The organism is Chitinimonas lacunae, assembly GCF_042650885.1.
Lineage (GTDB): Bacteria > Pseudomonadota > Gammaproteobacteria > Burkholderiales > Chitinimonadaceae > Chitinimonas_A > Chitinimonas_A lacunae.
On record NZ_JBHSBU010000001.1, the window covers coordinates 1,813,307 to 1,832,569 of the forward strand.

At 62.6% G+C, this 19,263-nt stretch carries 12 protein-coding genes; 5 read left to right on the forward strand and 7 right to left on the reverse strand.

Annotation, left to right across the window (positions count from 1 at the left end; all coding sequences use genetic code 11):
* Positions 1-109: 109 nt before the first annotated feature.
* The 7 genes from ACFOW7_RS07360 to ACFOW7_RS07390 all read right to left on the reverse strand — a co-directional run bounded on the left by ACFOW7_RS07360 (position 110) and on the right by ACFOW7_RS07390 (position 12,089).
* Entirely contained in the window at positions 110-805 is a 696-nt protein-coding gene (locus tag ACFOW7_RS07360) for an aspartyl/asparaginyl beta-hydroxylase domain-containing protein (protein ID WP_378162653.1), read from the reverse strand.
* Positions 806-874: 69 nt separating this feature from the next.
* Positions 875-3,103 (reverse strand): TonB-dependent receptor plug domain-containing protein, encoded by a 2,229-nt coding sequence (locus ACFOW7_RS07365; RefSeq protein ID WP_378162655.1) that lies wholly within the window; start codon positions 3,101-3,103, stop codon positions 875-877.
* Between the two features lie 199 nt (positions 3,104-3,302).
* Positions 3,303-3,494, reverse strand: coding sequence for an MbtH family protein (locus ACFOW7_RS07370; protein WP_378162657.1), 192 nt, complete (start codon positions 3,492-3,494; stop codon positions 3,303-3,305).
* A 15-nt stretch (positions 3,495-3,509) separates the two neighbouring features.
* Entirely contained in the window at positions 3,510-4,829 is a 1,320-nt protein-coding gene (locus tag ACFOW7_RS07375) for an MFS transporter (protein WP_378162659.1), read from the reverse strand.
* 55 nt (positions 4,830-4,884) lie between these two features.
* Positions 4,885-9,861, reverse strand: coding sequence for an amino acid adenylation domain-containing protein (locus ACFOW7_RS07380; RefSeq protein WP_378162661.1), 4,977 nt, complete (start codon positions 9,859-9,861; stop codon positions 4,885-4,887).
* A 51-nt stretch (positions 9,862-9,912) separates the two neighbouring features.
* Complete coding sequence (locus tag ACFOW7_RS07385) at positions 9,913-10,404, reverse strand: toxin-activating lysine-acyltransferase (RefSeq protein ID WP_378162663.1); 492 nt, start codon at positions 10,402-10,404, stop codon at positions 9,913-9,915.
* Complete coding sequence (locus tag ACFOW7_RS07390) at positions 10,401-12,089, reverse strand: hypothetical protein (RefSeq protein ID WP_378162665.1); 1,689 nt, start codon at positions 12,087-12,089, stop codon at positions 10,401-10,403. The genes ACFOW7_RS07385 and ACFOW7_RS07390 overlap by 4 nt, the downstream gene beginning before the upstream one ends.
* A gap of 759 nt (positions 12,090-12,848) precedes the next feature.
* On the opposite strand from ACFOW7_RS07390, the gene ACFOW7_RS07395 reads away from it, so the two are divergent.
* The 5 genes from ACFOW7_RS07395 to ACFOW7_RS07415 all read left to right on the forward strand — a co-directional run bounded on the left by ACFOW7_RS07395 (position 12,849) and on the right by ACFOW7_RS07415 (position 19,245).
* Positions 12,849-13,733, forward strand: coding sequence for an SPFH domain-containing protein (locus ACFOW7_RS07395; RefSeq protein ID WP_378162667.1), 885 nt, complete (start codon positions 12,849-12,851; stop codon positions 13,731-13,733).
* A 1-nt stretch (position 13,734) separates the two neighbouring features.
* On the forward strand, positions 13,735-13,950 hold the full coding sequence (locus ACFOW7_RS07400) for a hypothetical protein (RefSeq protein ID WP_378162669.1): 216 nt from the start codon (positions 13,735-13,737) through the stop codon (positions 13,948-13,950).
* A gap of 371 nt (positions 13,951-14,321) precedes the next feature.
* Positions 14,322-17,651, forward strand: a complete 3,330-nt coding sequence (locus ACFOW7_RS07405; RefSeq protein WP_378162671.1) for a S41 family peptidase — start codon at positions 14,322-14,324, stop codon at positions 17,649-17,651.
* Between the two features lie 337 nt (positions 17,652-17,988).
* A complete protein-coding gene (locus ACFOW7_RS07410; protein ID WP_378162673.1) occupies positions 17,989-18,567 on the forward strand; it encodes a DNA-3-methyladenine glycosylase I in 579 nt (192 codons plus the stop codon).
* 3 nt (positions 18,568-18,570) lie between these two features.
* Positions 18,571-19,245 (forward strand): alpha/beta hydrolase, encoded by a 675-nt coding sequence (locus ACFOW7_RS07415; RefSeq protein WP_378162674.1) that lies wholly within the window; start codon positions 18,571-18,573, stop codon positions 19,243-19,245.
* Positions 19,246-19,263 lie beyond the last annotated feature (18 nt).

Below are 19,263 nucleotides of genomic sequence, written 5' to 3' on the forward strand. Positions count from 1 at the left end.
CAGATATTTAACCATCAGGTTGTTATTGCTCCTGATGCCTTGCTCATACAATTAACGTAATGGCAATATTTTTTAATTGATGGCTTGACAAGCAATCGGCGCGGCAGGTTTACGCCTTCACCATGTTTTCTGTCGATTGCGCGGCGCGTTGCATGAATTTCACCTGGAATTCGCCTCGGCACAGCCGGTTGTAGATCAGGGTATTGAACCAGGCGTACCAGAACGGCAAGGGACGCAGAAAATCGACAAACAGCACGACCCGGGTTTCTTCGGTGTGATTCCAGGCCTTATGCACATAGCTATCGTCGAAGATCAGGCTTTTGCCATTGGCCCAGCCGCGTTGCTGCTCATCGACCACGATCGCGCAATCGCCCGCTGGAATCGATACACCCAGGTGATAGCGCAGCACGCCGTTATACGGACCGCGATGCGGCTTGATACTGGTGCCCGGTTGCAGAATCGACAGAAAAGCCGTCTTGAGGCCCGGAATTTTCTGGAGCGCCGCATGAGTGTGTGGCAGGAAATTTTCCTGGTGCGAAAGCCGCTGGCCATAGAGATACAGACATAAGGCACGCCAGCTATTGGTGTGCTTGACCGAGGAATTGCCGCCCGACAGCTCGGCCATGGTGGGGACTTCAACGCCCTCCTGATCGATCAGGCCAGCCAGCTCCGCCTTGATGGCCTCGCAGGACTGCTCGACCTGGCTGACCCAGGCAAACTGCTCGGGCTCGAGATACGCATCGCCCTGGACCCGGCTCAATTTTTTATTCAGCGTTTCCACCAATTTGAACAGTTTCTTGTTCACTTCCATCCCCCTGCCTGCCGGACGCCAAATCGATCGGCGTCGATATATTGGAATAGCCAGTCAGCCCGATCAGAGCTTGATTTCGAACATGACCCGCCCGATGGCCCGTGAGCGCTGGTCGGTGGTCTGCCGGCTGCTGCCGGCCTCGTCTGCATACTCGACAGCCACCCGGCTGGTCGGGTGAAGCAGATTGCTCAGACTCAGCCGCAGCCGGGTTTTCGGATCGATCTGCCACAGGGCGAACAGATCGAGCGCGCGCCGCGCCGATACCACCACGGTCTGGCTGCTGGACAGACGGTTATGCGAACTGGCCTGGAAATTGAAATTGCCGCCCACCCGCCAGGGCAGCTTGGCAAAGCGGTAATCCAGACCCAGATTGGCCGTCAGCGGTACCTGACGGTCGAGCCGGTTATCGGGTCCGGGAATGCTGCGCAGCCACGACCAGTTGCGTGACAGATTGGCCTTGATCTCCAGCTCGGTCTGGGTCTGGATCAGGTCCTTCAACTGGAATTTGCTCTCGAGCTCCACCCCGTAGACATCGGCCTTGCCGATATTGACCGGCAGCGTCACCCAGCGACCCTGATCGTGGTAGAGCTGACTGCCGATCACATCGTCGATCTGCCGGGCAAACAGCGATGCGCTGATAAAGCCCGTCTTGCCGAAATAGTGCTCGTAGGCCAGATCGGCGCCCCAGGCGAGTTCGGGCCGCAGATCGGGGTTGCCCTGGTTGTCCGTGGCCGTGGGCGAGTTATTGAGCGACAGGGCGCGGATATTCATCAGATTGCCGGTGGTGGGCGCCTTGTAGGTGCGCGACACGGCAAACCGCAGCTGATCCTTGGCTTGGCCGCTGACGCGCCACAGCACTTGCAGCGACGGGCTCCAGACCTGACTGCGATGGCGGATTGCCGGGCTGAAATCGCTGATGCTGCGGGTACGGATTTCCTCCCAGCGCACGCCCAGATAGGTGGACCAGGCCGGGGTGATATCCCATTCATCCTGTAGATAGAGCGCCGTGCGGCGCACCCGCGAGGTATAGCGCTCGCCGCTGGCAGTGCGGAGGGTTGGCCGTTGCGGGTCGTACAGATCGGGCGATTCGAGATCGATCTGTTCGCGCCGCTCCTTGCGCTGACTGGCTTCGAGTTCCCAACCGAGGCCCAGGCCATGCTGTTCGGCCAAGGGCACGGTGTACTTGCCGCCCGTGCTGATCGACTTGTCGTCGGCCTTCGAGCGGACCTGACGGTCGAGTGCCGGCCGGCCGTCGAGGCCGTCGGCCAGGCGCTGGCCGTCGATATCGCGCCGATGCAAGGTGCCGCCCAGCTTCAGATCGAGCTTGCTGTCGTTGGCGAACACGGTATTCCAGGCCAGGTCGCTGCGCAGCGTCTGGAGCAGCGTGCCCTGGCGCAGCGCATTGCCCAGATAGTCGAGCGGCTGGCCCGATTCGATCCGGCTGCGGTCCTGACCGATCAGGAAATCGCGGTAATGGTCGAGATAGGCCCGCACCACCAGTTGACTATCGTCATCGAGCCGCCAGGTGAGCCGAGGCGACAGATTGAAGGTATCGGCCCGGGTATTGCGCTCGCGTCCGGTCACACTGCGTGCCAGCAACTGGCCGCTACGGGAAAAGACCTCGTCCTCGACTTCGGAAGTGCGCAGCGAGCGGTTCTGCGCTGCCGTCAGCGCCACCAGATAGGACAGCGCACCGGCACGATCGGCCAGTTGGGCGGCGAGATGCGGCGAATAGCGCCGGCCTTCGCGGCTGATGCCGGCTTTGATTTCCCGCTCGGTCTTACGGACCACCGACTTCAATACGATATTGATCGTGCCGGCGATGGCGCGGGCGCCATGTTCAGCGGTGGCGGCGCGCAACACCTCGATCCGTTCGACCAGATCGGGGGCCAACGTATCGAGCGAAAAGCCGGCCGGGGCCGGGTCGCCATTGACCAGAATCTGGGTATAGCCGCCGCCCAGGCCGCGCATCCGCACCTCGCGGTTGCGCCCGGGCTCGCCGCTTAGGCTGATCCCGGGCAGCCGGTTCAGGACTTCGGCCATGCTGTGGTCGCCAAAGCTGAGGATTTCCTCGCGCCCGACCACGATCTTGCTGGCCGTCGAGCGCTGCCGCAGATCGTTGCGGCCCGAGACCTGAACCTTGTCGGCCGGCTGAGGGTGCTGGGCCGGGACCGGCGCCGCAGATGGCGCCGGCTGGGGGGTGGAGTCGGCCAGCGCAGGCGACCAGGCGGCAACCGCCCAGGCACCGGCCAGCATTGCGCCTAACTGCTTGGTACGAAAATCGAACAACATCTTGCTTCCCCACCCCTCACATGCTTCAGCCCGCCCACCACAACCCGTCACGCTGGTGGCTGTTCTTATTTACTGCCTATCTTGATCGGATGCCTTGCACAGCAACTATTCATCTCGATACAGAAAAAATCTGAAGATAAGAATCTGCCAGCAGTCCAAAAGCCTTTCCGATATTCACCGAATCGGCCTTTCAATCGCATCAATTCGTGGCCATCGCCCGCCGCAAGCTGGCCGGCGTCATATCGGTCCAGTTTTCCCGAATAAATTGCAGGCAGGTTTCCTTATCGCCCTGGCAATTCTGGGCCGACCAGCCGGCAGGAATCGTCTGATCGGCCGGCCAGATGGAATATTGTTCTTCGTGGTTCATCACGACGACGAATTGCTGTTCCATGATCATTTCTCTGTTTCAGGATGTATGAGGTTGAATGGCAACGGGTGGCGGCTGCATTCTCAGTCCGTTGAACAGGAACATCAGCAATGCCACCGAGACACACAGCAAGCCGCACAGGCTTGCCATCAGGCCCAGCGGGGCGGTCGGGCCGGTTCCCCATAAATAGCCGACCGGCAGACCGATTATTTTGCCCGTCAACAAAGGCTCGAGTACCGCTTGAATGAACGGCACCGAAATCAATACCGACAAGGGATTGAGGCCAAAGGCAATCATTCTGCGGACGGAAAATACCCGCCCCTGCATCGATAGCGGAACATGGGTTTGCCAGATGGTTTGGCTGGCGCCATTGACCGCAGCAAATCCGGCCGAATAGAAAAAGGCGCACAGGGCAAGTGGCATGGGACTGCGCATGATGCCAAAGCCGATCATGCTGATGCCGACCAATGCCCCACCCATCAACACGGCGCTTTCGCTGCGGATTTTATTGCCGATCACGGCATAAAATAATCCACCAGCAATCATTCCGCTGCCGCCCAAGGCCATGCAGATGCCCAGCAGATTTTCCGAGGAAAAGGACAACACATACGGGGCATACAGCACGGCAAATACCGAGCAACCCAGATTCATCACCACGAAATAGAGCAGCAGACGGCTCAGGCCGGCATGCGAGCGAATCCAGCGGAAACCGGACAGGCAGTCGTTCAGCAATGCCGCAAAGGGCGAGCTTGCTGCCTCGCTGACCGGCTTGGCGGTTTCCGGCGGAAAGCGCACCGCAAACAGCAGGGCGATGCACAGGCCATAGCTGACGATATCGAACAGCGCGATGCCCGAGATGCCGATCAGCTCGAACAGCAGTGCGCCCAGCATCGGGCTGAAAATGCTGATGCCGCCGTTGAGGGCTTCGGAAATCCCGTTGACGCCGGGACGCTGCGCCTTGTCGGTCAGGCTGCTGATCGCGGCCCAGGCAGCGGGCCAGCTGATTGCCCGGGTCAGACTCAGAAAGAACGAACTCACTGCCAGCAACAGCGGACTGAGTTCGCCCAACAGGCTGGCGAGCCCCAGCGCTGCGACGCTGAGGGCTGACACGACATCGCACAGCATCAGCAGCGATTTTTTCGGATAGCGATCGACCAGCACGCCCGCAATCGGCGAAAAGATCAGCCCGGGAATGGCATTGACCACCGCCAGCATGGCAAACATCGTGTAGGAGCCGGTCTGCTGGTAGAGCCAGACATTGAGGGCAAAGCCGGTCAAGGCCGATCCGAGCGAGCTGATGGCCCGGCCAAAGACCAGATACAGGACGTTGCGGGGCAGATCGCGCACAGAACGGAACATGGCGCCTAGCCAAGCCAGCCCGACACTGCGCCATCCGCTACGGCCAGCACAGGGTTCAGTCGCATTCGGCCGCCTCGGCTGCCAGCTTTTCTTCGATCAGCTCGGCAAAGGCCGCCGGGCTTTGCGCGTCGATGGTCTCGACAATCGACAGCGGCACCCCGAACGCCGAGCGGCTCTTCGCCACCAGTCGCATCAGATTGATCGAGTGAAAGCCCACATCGAAGAAGTCGCTATATGGGTCAAGCGGTACATCGGCCACGATCGAACGCATCAGTTCGAGCACCTGTTGCGCAGTCGGGCTCAGCGCGTCGGCCGCCATCACGGCCTGCGACGGTACTGGCGCTTCGGGCGCCGGCAGGGCCTGACGATCGACTTTGCCGTTGGCGTTGAGCGGCAGGACGTCGAGGAACACCCAGCTCGACGGCACCATATAGTCAGGCAGCTGCCGCCGCAGCGCCTGCCGCAAGGTTTCGGCGTCCACCCCCGCTGCCGCGACCACATAAGCCACCAGCCGCAATTGCACCGGATCGACCGTCACCACCGCTTCGCGCACTCCGTCACATGCACGCAGGCTGCTTTCGATTTCGCCCAGTTCGATCCGGAAGCCGCGCAATTTGACCTGATGATCGACCCGGCCAAGAAACTCGATATTGCCGTCGGGCAGGTAGCGACCCAGGTCACCGCTGCGATACATCCGCTCGCCCGCCGGGCCGAATGGGTCGGCCAGGAAACGGGCTTGCGTCAAGGCCGGCTGATTGAGATAGCCACGTGCCAGACCTGGACCGGCGATATAGATCTCAGCCGGGACGCCCACCGGTACGGGCTGCAGATCGGCATCGAGCAGATAGATCCGGGTATTGGCCAGCGGCCGGCCGATGGCCGTCTCGCGATGTGCCTCCCCTTGCGGCGCGACCCAGTAAGTCGCGTTGATCGCCGCCTCGGTCGGGCCATAACGGTTGTGGAAAGCCCCGCCACTCAAGGCCAGCGCCTTCTTGAACAGCCCGACCGGCAGGGTTTCGCCGCCACTGACCAGAAAGCGCAGCGAGTGACCCTGGCGCAGACGCGGGTTGTCCACCATCTGTTCGAGCACGGCCGGGGTGAAGTGGGCAAAGGTGATCTGGCTATCCACCATCCGATCGGCCAAACGCTCCAGATCGCGCACTTCCTGCTGCTGCGGCACGATCAGTCGGGCGCCATAACCGAGCGTCCAGAACAGCTCCCACACCGACACATCAAAGCCCAGCGAGGTCTTTTGCAGCAGACGGTCGGCGCCAGTCAGTCGATAGGTTTCCTGCATCCAGTGCAGACGGACCAGCACAGCCTGATGGCTCAGTTGGACACCTTTGGGACGGCCGGTCGAGCCGGAGGTGTACAGGCAGTAGGCGAGGTGCTCAGCTTGGACGCGGACCGTCAGGTTCGTGTCGGGCGCAGTGCTGGACAGCGTATCGAGACAGATCACCCGGGCCGAATGCTCGGGCAACCGCGCCAGCAGCCACGACTGGGTCAGCAGCAGCGGAGCGGCGCAATCTTCCAGCAGGTAGGCCAGCCGCTCGGCGGGATAGTCGGGGTCGAGCGGCACATAGGCGCCACCGGCCTTGAGGATGGCAAAGAGGCCGACCACCATTTCCAGCGAGCGCTCGACGCAGATGCCGACCAGGGTGTCGGCGCGCACGCCCAGCTCGACCAATTGATGGGCCAACTGGTTGGCGCGGCGGTTGAGTTCGCCATAGCTCAGCTGCTGCTCGCCAAAGACGACTGCGACGGCATCGGGACTTGCCGCGGCCTGTGCCTCGAACAGCTCGTGGATGGCGCAGCGCGGGTAATCCTTGGCCGTATCGTTCCAGGCGGTCAGCTGCCGGACTTCCGCCTCGCTCAGCATCGGCAACTGCTTGAGCTGCGCTTGCGGCTCGGCGATCACGGCTTCGAGCAGGGTCTGGTAATGGATGGCCATCCGCTCGATGGTGGCCGTATCGAACAGATCGGTGTTGTAGCCGAAGACCAGTTCCATCGCCTTGCCGGCCGAGCGGTTGCCCAGAATGCCGACGACGCTCAGATCGAACTTGGCCGAGCCGTTGGGCAGCCCCTCTTCGAGCTCAACCTCCAGCCCGCGGAAATCGAACGAGGCCGGCAGCGAATCGTGGAAGGAGAAGGACACATTGAACGGCGCCTCCCCTTTGAGACGCTGGGTCAGTTGCAGACGCTTGACGATTTCCGCCAGCGGCACACCGCTGTGGGCCAGCGCGAAGTCGGTTTCCTCGTTGAGGGCCTGCACCAGTTGCGGGAAGGACGGTGCCCGTTCCAGATCGAACGGAATCGGCACCATATTCACAAACATCCCGACCGTGCGCCGGTACAGCGGCGAACAGCGGTTGGCCAGGGCACCGCCGATCAGGAAGCGTTTCTGGTCGTTGTAGCGGGCGATCAGCACGCCGAACACCGCCAGCATCAGCACATAGCGCGAGACCCCGAGTCCGGCAGCGGTCGCATTGATCCGATCGAGCAGCGCATCGTCAACCGTATGGCGCAGTTGCGCCCCCCGGAAGCTGCGCTCAGGCGGCGCCGGACGGTAGGAGAACAGTTTCAGATGGTCGGTATGGCCAACCAGTCGGGCCGCCCAACGGTCGAGCTGCTGGCTGAAGTCGGGCGAAGCCAGCCAGGCCTTTTCCTGTAGACAGAATGTCCGGTAATCGGCCTCGACCGGTTCCAGTACCGCAGACTCACCGGTACAGGCAGCCGAATACAGTGCCGCCAGATCCCCGATCAGGATCCGCATCGACTGGCCGTCGTGGACATTGTGGTGTTCGGACTGCAACAGAATGTGTTCCTCGGCCGCCAGACGGATCAGCACCCAACGCACCAAGGGCGGCTCGGCGATATCGAAGCGGAAATCCAGCTCTTCACGCAGACAGGCGGCAAGCCGTTCAAGCCGCTGTGCCGCTTCGATGGCAGACAGATCGATCACCGGCACCTCGACCGTCAGCGACGGCAGCAATTCGCATTGCAGCGTCTCGCCTTCGGACAGGAAACGGGTCCGCAGCAGCGTATGCCGTTCGATCAACTGATTGACCGCCTGCCGCAGTGCCGCGATCTGCAAGGGTCCGCGCAGACGGAAGCGGGCATGGAAGCGGTAAGCGCGCCATGCCTCGCCCATCTGCTCGAGAAACCAGACCTGTTCCTGGGCATAGGAGAACGGATGACGCCCGGCCTGTGCTGCCGGGGTCGTGACCGGTGCCACCGGCTGCTGCGCCAGCACGGCCTCGACGGCCGGGACATAGTCGGCCAGCGTGATATTGGAAAGTGGCAAGGGAATGCGACGGCTACAGCCATAGCGCCGGGCAATCCGAAAGGAAATCTCGATCGCCTGCATCGAACTGCCGCCCAGGCTGCGGAAGCCATCGGCCATGCCGACCCGGCCAAGTTGCAGCACCTCGGCCCAGATCGTGGCCAGTTGCTGCGCAAGCTCGGTGCGCGGTGCCACATAGTCGGTCAGCGTGGCCGCCGGTGCCGGCAGGGCCTTGCGGTCGAGCTTGCCATTGACGCCCAGCGGCAGCTCACCGAGCAACACCATCGAGGCCGGCACCATATATTCCGGCAGCAGGCGGCCCAGTTGTTCGCTCAGGCCAGCCACGCTCAGCGTCACCCCATCCTGGGCCACGACATAAGCCACCAACCGTTTTGTGCCCTGCGCGCCGTCCCAGACCGCCACGGCCGCATCGCGCACGCCGGTGCAGGTGGACAGCGCTTGTTCGATCTCGCCCAGTTCGATCCGGTAGCCGTTGAGCTTGATCTGGTCGTCCTTGCGGCCGCAGAAGACAAGATGGCCATCAGGCAACTGCCGGCCCAGGTCGCCGGTACGGTACATCCGCGTGCCGGCCGGGCCGAACGGATCAGGCAGAAAGCGCTCGGCAGTCAGATCAGGCCGCCCCAGATAACCTTCGGCCAGACAGGCACCGGCCACATAGATTTCACCGATTTCACCGCCATCGACCGCTTGCAGGTCCGGCCCCAGCAGATAGACCCTGGCCCCGTCGATGGCCTGCCCCAGCGGCGCCGGACGCGCATGGTCGGTGATATCGAGATAAGCCGTACAGAAAACTGTTGTTTCTGTTGGTCCATAGCCATTGATAATGCAAAGTTCTGGCAGAATATTTTTCAATCGAGCCAGATCAGCCTCGCGCAGCGGCTCCACCCCAACAAGCAGCGAGCGCAGCGACAGGCGGCCGACCAGTTCATCGGGCAGCTCCGCCAGCTTGCGCATCAAGAATGGCGGCAGGTAGGCAAACTCGATCGCCTGGGCAGTCAGCCAATCGAGCAGACCCAGCGGATCGGCCTTGACGGCCTCGGCGACGATATGGACCGCCCCACCGAGCGCCAGCGGCACAAACAGCTCGAATACCGATACATCGAAGCCGAAGCTGGTCCACAGCGACGCATTGAACGGCTGCCCGCCCGCCGGCGTCACCCGGGTCAGCCAGTAGCCGATCAGATTGGCCACGCTATGATGGGCAACCAGCACGCCTTTGGGGGTGCCGGTCGAGCCCGAGGTATAGATGCAATAGGCGGCTTCCGGGTGGCGCCGCGCAGCGGGACGTGCCGTCACCGACCAGTCGCCGCATAGGCAGACCGGCGCACCACAGTCCGCCAACCGTCCCGCAGCCTCCTCGCTACAGACCACCAGCACCGCAGCGCTGTCCTTGACCATCAGGCCCAGCCGCGCATCGGGCAGATTCAGATCGAGCGGCAGATAGACGGCGCCCGACTTGAGCACCCCGAGAATCGCCACCACCATATCGACCGAACGGCCGCACGCCAGCGCCACGATGTCGCCGGCCTGCACACCCGTGCGCACCAGGCCGGCGGCGAATTGATCGGCCTGTTGGTTCAATTGCGCATAGTTCAGCGCCTGGCCGTCGGCGACGACGGCCAGGGCTTCAGGCAGGCGGGCGGCGCTGGCTTCGAACCATTGGTCGAGGCGCCGGCTGGCCAGGGACGGGTTGGTGGACGGTGCGGCAATCAAAGAGGTGGGCTGCATGGCAAGAGGGCTTTTCTGCAAAACATCGATCCAGGGAATATGACGGCACGCTCAGACAGAACGCCCCAGCTTCAGGCGGCCATCACTGCCGCGCCGGATATGGCGCACGCAAGGCCGGCCGTTTTCCAGCCGCAAATAGCGCAGCTCGTTTTCTGCGGCAAATACCTTGCTGCTCAGATCGGCCATTACATATTTCAATCGGCCCGGCGCGACCAGCAAATCGATAATCCATAATTGCCGTCCTTCGTTGAATTCACTCGGATGCAATTGAATACGGCCTTCCTGCCGGATTCGCGCCACCACGTCATCGGCCAGGAATGCCCACACCACATAACCGACCGGCGAGCCGTCGATATCGAAATACAGTTTCATCATGTCGTGGCGAATCGCCGGGCGAATCATTTCGCGCACATGATTGACCGTATTGGCCTGATGGCTTTCAAAGCCGCTCATGATGTGGCAGACATAGCCCACCTTGAGAAAATGCTCCGCCAGGCCACCCGGGCCATCGAATACCCGGTAGAGACTTTCCCGCTTGCTCAACGATGTGTATTCCACAATTCCACGACCTTTTTCTTCTGCGCCAAGGGAATGATCGATTCAGGCAGCTCGGCCACGATGCCTGCCAGACTGCCGCCTTGCAGGCCATCGAGCCGATCGGCCCGTGCCGGCCGACCGAGCGGGTGGCTCAGATCGAGCACATCGATGGGATCGGCCAGCAACCAGGCGGCACGTGCGACGATCTGCTCGACAAAGCCGGCCAGATCCCCGTCTTCGGCCACCAGCGCGTCGATCCGGGCATCGAGCGTCGGCCGGTACAGTTCGCTGAACATCACGTTGGCCCGCAGTGAATTGAGGAGGCGGAATTCGTCGGGCGAGCGGGCACCTTGGGCCAGCGCCAGCGCGCGGTAGGACTCGATCAGACGGTGATAGGCCGCGGCAAAGCGCGCCCGCAGACGGTGATCGGCCAGATCGGCTTGCAGCGTGGCGTCGATCTGGGCCGGGCTGTGACAGGCGGTGGCCAGCACCAGCACGGTATTGAGGTGGTAGTGGCCCATCTTGGCCGGCATTTCCCAATAACCATTGGGTGCCAGCCGGAAAGGCTCGCCATTGCCGGCGGCCGTGATCTGACGGAAACAGCGGAAGGCCTCCTCGCATAGCGCCGGGTCGAGCTGCTGCAAGGCCGCTTCGGGAATGCCGCTGAGCTTGAGGAATTCGATCCGATGGCGTCGCTCCAGCTCGCGGTGGTAGCACTCGTCGAGCTGTTCGTGCGATATCAGATCGGCGGCGATGGGACGAGGCAGGTATTTGCCAAGGAAGAAGCGCCACTCGGCCAGCATGTGGGCCAGCCAGCCATGGCGCGACCATAGCAGCGGCTGTTGGACACCAGTCAGCATCTTGCCGTAGTCCGACACCGTGCTCATCTTGTCGTAGTCGATCCAGCCGCCATCGAGGCAGATATTGGAAGCGTTGAGCGAGCCATGGACGATGCGCTTGGCCGCGGCTGCGGCCATCTGGGCGGCCAGACGGCGGCACAGGGTTTCAAGGCAGTGGTTCAGGGTCGCCGCATCGGCCGCATCGGGCACCGGCTCGCCCAGCGCAGCGGCAAAGCCGCGGCCCAGCAGGCCGATGGCCGAGCGGGTCCGGCTGATCTCGTCGGGATAGTCGCGGCGGACTTCCTCGCTGGGCGCGAAATGCACCGCGCGCATATAGTGCGCCGGCCGCAGGCTGGCCTCGCGCACGATCAATACCCGGCGCGCCCGCCGCTCGCCCTCGTTGCCCTTGTAGGGAATGTCGGTGCCGGTCGCGATCAGACCATGGACCCGGGTGCCGCCATGGGGCAGGGCCAGATGGCACACCTCGCCCCAGATCGCCTCACGCAGCCCCGCTTCGAGCGCGGCACCGCCATAGGTATTCCAGAAACCGGTCCGGGTGCCGGCCAGCGGATTTCTGCCCACGCCCTTGACCTGCACGGTCCCATCGAGTCCACAGCGCACGCCACCGCCGTTGGAGCCCAGGCCTTCGCCACCGTAGCGCTCACCCCAGTAGCACTTGCTGCGCGTGCTGTCGTAGATGCTGGCGGCTTCCCCTTCCATCGGCAGGCAGTAAGCGTGTTGCAACAGATCGACCGCCGGTGACAGCCGCTCGTTACGCCAGACCACCACCGGCTGGGCCAGCGCCTGCGGATAAAACGGCACGAAGGAGGAATCGGGCAATAAATCTTTCATGGTATGAATCTGCAGTCCGCAACAATTTTTCTCACCGGCGCCGGCCGGTTTTCGGTCATTAAGAAATGGCGGACAAAGATCAGCCCTCCCCCTCGATTAACGAGGCCGGGATTCACCACACCGCATTTTCTGTTTCAAATGGATTTATCAGCGAACCGATTTTGACTGGGGCGCCTGTTGTAAAGCGCCTGCCGGGCTGTTGTTCTCGATTGTCTGCCCGGATCGGTGCGGGAATGTCGACCCGCAAAAATTAAGCGGGCGGATTGTATCACGCTTCAACAATTCTCCCGCAAGCCTTCAGAAACGATTGTTGCACGTGAAAAATTGCCAGGTCATTACCGGCTTTCTATGCCAGCAGCGTTTTATCCACCTTGCCGCAGAATTTAAATTGATCATATGTTCAGCATATACGGACAGCACTGCATCTGATTACATATAGATTCGGGATTTTTATTGAACAATTGAACAATCAAAATAAAAGCTCCGTGTAAGAAAACACCAAATAAACATTTCCTCCCATTGCCTCTCGATTGCACAAAAAATAAGCAATTCTATTTTCCCATTCCCAATCAACCGCTTGCAGCAACCATCCACAGCTCGTCCCCAGCCTTGCTACCGTCGCTTGGGGATTAGGCGCCCCGCACCACCGCACCACTTGTCGAGCTACGGCGAAGCAGTTAAGCTTCGATCACATCAAAGTGATATCACTTTGATGGCTATGATGAGAAAGCATCTTTTAACGAAATCAGGAGAATCGCCATGCAGACCCCTACCCCGGAAATCTCGTATACCAGTCACAACGGCTATCTGGCGCTGCTCTCAAGCCTGCTCGTACCGCTGCTGGTGACCGGTGCGGTGCTCTTGCTGGCGGGCACCGACGGCCTGCTGATTGCCCCGGTGCTGTTTGGTATCTCGCTGCTCATCGGTGGCGGCGGGCTGTATATGCTGCAGCCCAACCAGGCGGCCGTGCTGACCCTGTTCGGTGACTATCGCGGCACCGACCGCAGCCAGGGGCTGCGCTGGGCCAACCCTTTTCTGATCAAGAACAAGATTTCGCTGCGGGCGCGCAACTTCGTCTGCGATAAGCTCAAGGTCAACGACAAGCGCGGCAACCCGATCGAGATCGCCGCCGCCGTGGTCTGGCGGGTCAATGACACGGCCCAGGCCACCTTCGGAGTGGATGACTATGAACAGTATGTCCATCTGCAAAGCGAAACCGCGCTGCGCCAACTGGCCAGTTGCTATGCCTATGATCATCTGGACGAAGATGAACAAAGCCGCGAGCTGACGCTGCGTAACGGCGGCGAAGCGCTGGCGCAGCTGCTGCGGCGCGAATTGGAACAGCGGCTGCAACCGGCGGGCGTCACCATCGAAGACGCCAAGCTGACCCATCTGGCCTATGCACTCGAAATCGCCGGTGCCATGCTACGGCGCCAGCAGGCCGAAGCGGTGCTGGCGGCCCGGCGCAAGATCGTCGAAGGCGCGGTCGGGATGGTCGAGGCGGCCCTGCACGGCCTGTCGGAAAAAGGTTTGCTCGAACTCGACGACGAACGCCGCGCGGCCATGGTGACCAATCTGCTGGTGGTACTGGTCAGCGAGAAGGACGCTACCCCCGTGATCAATAGCGGCACGCTTTACAACTGATATGGCAAGTCCCGGCAAGAAAGCCTTTGCGCTCCGGATCGATCCGGCACTGTGGCAGGCACTCGAAGCCCTGGCCGCCCGCGAGCTGCGCAGCGTCAACGGTCAGATCGAATACCTGCTGCGCGAGGCGCTGACACGCCGTGGCATCGACGTGCCCGCCTCGCGCAGGCGGGCAACGGAGAGTGAAGTCTCGACCGATGAACCGCCCGCCGGCTAAGGCCGCCCGGGCCTGGCAACAGCGTCCAGGCCCGCCCCAACAGCGCGCCTTAAGGCATTTCCAGCCAGTCCGGCCTCAGTGCATCCGGACCTTCCAATCCAGACGCGACAACCTCGCTTCCAACGGAAAGGCTCTGGCGGCAAAGCAACGTAACGCCTCATTGTCGCTGCAGGCCCAGCAGTCGGGTCCCGTCTGGTCGTCTGGACACCCGAGGGACAGGGAGCGGAGCCGTGACTTCCTTTTTTCTTCGAGGATCGGCCGGGCAGAACCGCTCTGTGCCCGTGCCGTCCCCTTGGGCCGACCACCTGCAACCAAGCCGCGTGTACACTCGCGGCTTTCATGCGTTTCAGTACAAAACAGGAGAGAGAGCGATGCAGGTTTCCAAGCTGACGTGGGCACTTGGTCTGGCCCTCGGCACGCTGATGCCGTGGGCGGCCGAACAGCCGGGCTACTTCCGTTTCCCGTCGATTGCCGGCGATCAGGTGGTGTTTACCGCCGAAGGCGATCTATGGACCGTCCCGGTCAGCGGCGGTCGCGCCAACCGGCTTACCACCCATCCTGCCCAGGAAACCCACGCCGCCCTGTCGCCCGATGGCCGCTGGGTGGCTTTCTCGGCCAATTACGAAGGCACGCTCGAAGCCTATGTGATGCCAAGCAGCGGCGGCCAGCCCAAACGGCTCAGCTTTGAAGGCGCCCGTGCCCAAGTGGTGGGCTGGAGCAGCCAGGGCGAGGTGCTGTTCTCGACCCGCGCCCCGGCCGGTCAGGCCGATCAGCGCGTCGTGGTGGCGGTCGAGCCGCACCGCATGAAGCGGCGCGTCCTGCCGCTGCTCGACGCCAACGAAGCCAGCTTCGACCCCGACGGCAAGACCGTCTTCTTTACCCGCTACGGCCTCCATCTCACCAATGACAACGCCCGCCGCTACCGTGGCGGCGCCGCCGCCCAGCTATGGCGCTTCGAACTCGACGGCAAGGCCGAGGCGGTGCGCTACCACCCCGATTTCGACGGTTCGAGCAAACGGCCGATGTGGTGGCAGGACCGGCTCTATTTCATCAGCGATCGCGACGGCATCGACAATCTGTGGTCGATGCGCCGCGATGGCAGCGATCTGAAACAACACACCCGCCATCAGGATTTCGCGGTACGCAATGCCGCGCTGAGCCAGGGGCGGATCGTCTATCAATGGGGTGCCGATCTGCGCCGCTACGATATTGCCGACGACCAGGACCGCCCCATCGCCATCAGCCTGACCTCGGATTTCGAGCAGATGCGCGAGCGCTGGATCAAACAGCCGCTCGACTATCTGACCGAAGTCGATTTCTCCGCCAAGGGCGAAAGCGTGCTGCTGACTGCCCGAGGCCGGCTGGTGCTGGCCAGCAATGGTCCGCAGCGCCGGGTCGAGATCGCCCTGCCGCCGGGCAGCCGCGCCCGCGCCGGGGTGCTCAGCCCCGATGGCAAATGGGTCTACGCCATTTGCGACGCCAGCGGTGAAACCGAGGTATGGCGCTTCCCGGCCGACGGCAGCCCCGGTGGCAGGCAACTGACCCACGATGGCGTCAGCCAGCGCCTGTCGCTCAACCCTTCGCCCGACGGTAAATGGCTGGCCCATAACGATAAGCGCGGCCGGCTGTGGCTGCTCGATCTCGCCACAGGCAAGAATGAACAGATCGACGACGCCACCGTCGGCGGCGACACCGAATACAGCGCCGTGGTCTGGTCGCCCGACAGCCGCGCCATCGCCTTTACCCGGGTCGACAGCGACAGCCAGCGCGACCAGGTGCTGCTCTATTCGCTCGACCAGCGCCGGCTGGTGCCACTGAGCAGCGACCGCTACCAGTCGAGTTCACCCGCCTTCACCCCGGACGGCCGCTGGCTGTACTTCATTTCCGAGCGCCATTTCCAGGCCAGCCAGCGCGGCCCGTGGGGCGATCGCAATATGGGTCCGTATTTCGACCGGCGCGGCAAGCTCTACGCCATCGCCTTGCAACCGGGCCATCGTTTCCCGTTCCAGCCCAAGGACGAGCTGGCGACCGATGATGCCGACGACAAGTCCGACAGCAAGAAAAACGGTGCCAATGGAAATAAAGAGGACAATAAAACTGCAAATAACGGTGCAGAAAACAAAGATAAAAACAAGAAAACCCCCCCCATCGCTTGGGAAGGTCTGAGCGAGCGGCTCTATGAGGTGCCCTTGGCCTCGGGCAATTACCAAGGTCTGCTGACCGATGGCAAGCGGCTGTATTTCCTCGAACAGGAAGGTGGCTACGACAGCAAGACCGCGCTCAAGACCCTGGCCATCGATGCCAACAGCCCGCAGCCTGAGCTGTTCAGCAATGAAGTGCGCAGTGCGGCGCTGTCGGCCGATGGCAAGAAGCTGTTCTTTGCCAAGAGCGGCAAACAGAACGGTTGGGGCGATATGTATATCGTCGATGCCGCCGCCAAGCTGCCGACCGACTTTGCCAAGTCGCAGCTGCGGGTCAGCGACTGGGCGCTGGCGATCCAGCCGCCGCAGGAATGGCGCCAGATCTTTGGTGACGCCTGGCGCATGCAGCGCGATTATCTGTTCGATCCGGCCATGCGCGGGGTGGACTGGAAAGCCGTGCGGCAACGCTACCAGCCGCTGCTGTCGCGCCTCACCGACCGGGCCGAACTCGACGATCTGCTGACCCAGATGGTCAGCGAATTGGGAACGCTGCATTCCCAGGTCGGCGGGGCCGATCTGCGCCGTGGCAACGACCATGTCGGCGCCGCCAGCCTGGGCGCCCGGCTTGAGCGGGTGGCCGATGGCTACAAGGTGGTGCATATCTATCGCAGCGATCCCGAACTGCCGACCGAGCGCTCGCCGCTGGCCCGCACCGGCGTGGCAATCCGCGAGGGCGATGTGATCGTGGCGGTCAACGGCCGCCCGACCCACGATGTGCGCGATATCGGCGATCTGCTGTTCAATCAGGCCGGGCAACAGGTGCTGCTCGACGCCCGGCGCGGCAACGAGACCATCCGTTCGGTGGTGACACCAGTCGATCTGAACCAGACGGCCAATCTGAGCTACAGCGACTGGGAACAGAGCCGGCGCGAACGGGTGCAGCAGCGCAGCCAGGGCAAGATCGGCTACCTGCATCTGCGCGCCATGGGCCGCGACGATATTGCCGCCTTCGCACGGGATTTCTACGCCAACTTCCAACGCGACGGCCTGATTATCGATGTGCGCAGCAATAACGGCGGCAATATCGACAGCTGGGTGATCGAGAAGCTGCTGCGCCGCTCCTGGGCCTTCTGGAGCCCGCCTTACGGCAAGCCCTACGGCAATATGCAACAGACCTTCCGCGGGCATCTGGTGGTGTTGATCGACGGCATGACCTATTCCGACGGCGAAACCTTTGCCGCCGGGATCAAGGCACTGAAGCTCGGGCCACTGGTCGGCCAGCGCACCGCCGGCGCCGGGGTATGGCTGTCCGACCGCAACCGTCTGGCCGACCGCGGCATCATGCGGGCGGCCGAAACCCCGCAGTTCGATGCCGAAGGCACCTGGATGATCGAAGGCGTCGGGGTCAAGCCCGATATCGAAGTCGATAATCCGCCCTATGCAAGCTTCCAGGGCGAGGACCGCCAGCTCGACGCCGCGATCGAACTGCTGCAAAAGAAACTCAAGGAGCAGCCGGTAACGCCCTTCAAGGCCAAGCCCATCCCGCCGCTGGTGCGCTAGCTCGGCACCTGGCGCCTTTCCAGACAATTCGGCGTCAGCGTGTCTGGCCCTGAGCGTGCCGGTACCCAGCGCTCAACCAGAGCTGGCGCTGACGCCGATTTGAACGGAAATGCGGTGGTGAGGCCGGCAGCGCTTTTCAGATGGATGAGGTCGGTGGACGCGCCACGTCCGGGACGGACCCATCGGCGCAGAACGATTTTGCCAGTCCAGCAAAAGCACGATCGCCGGTGCGTCCGCCGCACTTGCCGAGCCGCCTCGCAGCCGAGGTCGGCTCAGCGCCGCTTCCTGGGTTGCGGCGCGTTGTGGGACGCGCAGCGACGCGGCACAATGGCGCCCCATGACTACCGCGCTCGTTCGTTGCTCCTGGGCCAATCCCAATAATCCGCGCTATCTCGACTACCACGACCACGAGTGGGGCGTGCCCTGCCACGATGAGACGCGCCTGTTCGAGATGCTCAATCTCGAAGGCGCCCAGGCCGGGCTCAGTTGGGAGACCATTCTCAATAAACGTGAACACTACCGCAGCGCCTTCGCCGACTGGGACGCCGAACAGATCGTCCGCTTCGACGAAGCGCGCGTGGCCGAGCTGCTCGCCAACCCGGGCATTGTGCGCAACCGGCTCAAGGTCGCCGCCACCATCAACAACGCCCGCGCCTACCTGGCGCTGCGCGAACGCGGCGACAGCCTCGATGGCTGGCTCTGGCGTCATGTCGATGGGGTGCCGCTGCTCAATCGCTTCGAACGCGGCCAGGGCACACCGACCCGGACCGAGCTGTCCGATACGGTGTCGAAAGGGTTGAGCCGGCTGGGCTTTAAGTTTGTCGGCACCACCATCATCTATGCCTATCTTCAGGCAATCGGCGTGGTCAACGACCATCTGACCGACTGTTTCTGCCATCCCGACCAGCAAGGTTGATCCATGACCACACCGCTTCTTCCCGCCGTTGAAATCGAAACCGGTCCGCAGCCGAGCTGGGCCGTGATCTGGCTCCATGGCCTGGGCGCCGACGGCCACGACTTCGCTTCGATCGTGCCCGATCTGGAATTGCCGGCCAGTCCGGGCGTGCGCTTTGTCTTTCCCCATGCGCCGGTGATCCCCGTCACCTGCAACCAGGGCTATGAAATGCCGGCCTGGTACGACATCCTGCATTTCGACCGGCTCGAGCGCCATGCCGACGAAGCCGGCGTGCGCGCCTCGCGTGAGGCGATCCGTGCCTTGATCGAGCGCGAGAAGCAGCGCGGCATTGCGGCCGACCACATCGTTATCGCCGGCTTCTCGCAAGGCGGCGCCATGGCCTATACCGCCGGCCTGACCCACCCCGAGCGGCTGGGCGGGATCATTGCGCTGTCAACCTATCTGCCACTGCCCGACATGGTGGCCGCCGAAGCGACCGCCGCCAATCAGCACACCCCGATCTTTGCCGCCCATGGCACCCAGGACCCGGTAGTGCCCTACCCGCTCGGCGATCTGGCCCGTCAAGCGATCGCCAACCGTGGCAATCCGCTTGAATGGCATAGCTACCCAATTCCCCATGCCGTCTACGACCCCGAAACCGCCGCCATCGGCGCCTGGTTGCGCCGGCTGATGGCTTGAGTGTCCCCACGTCAGACG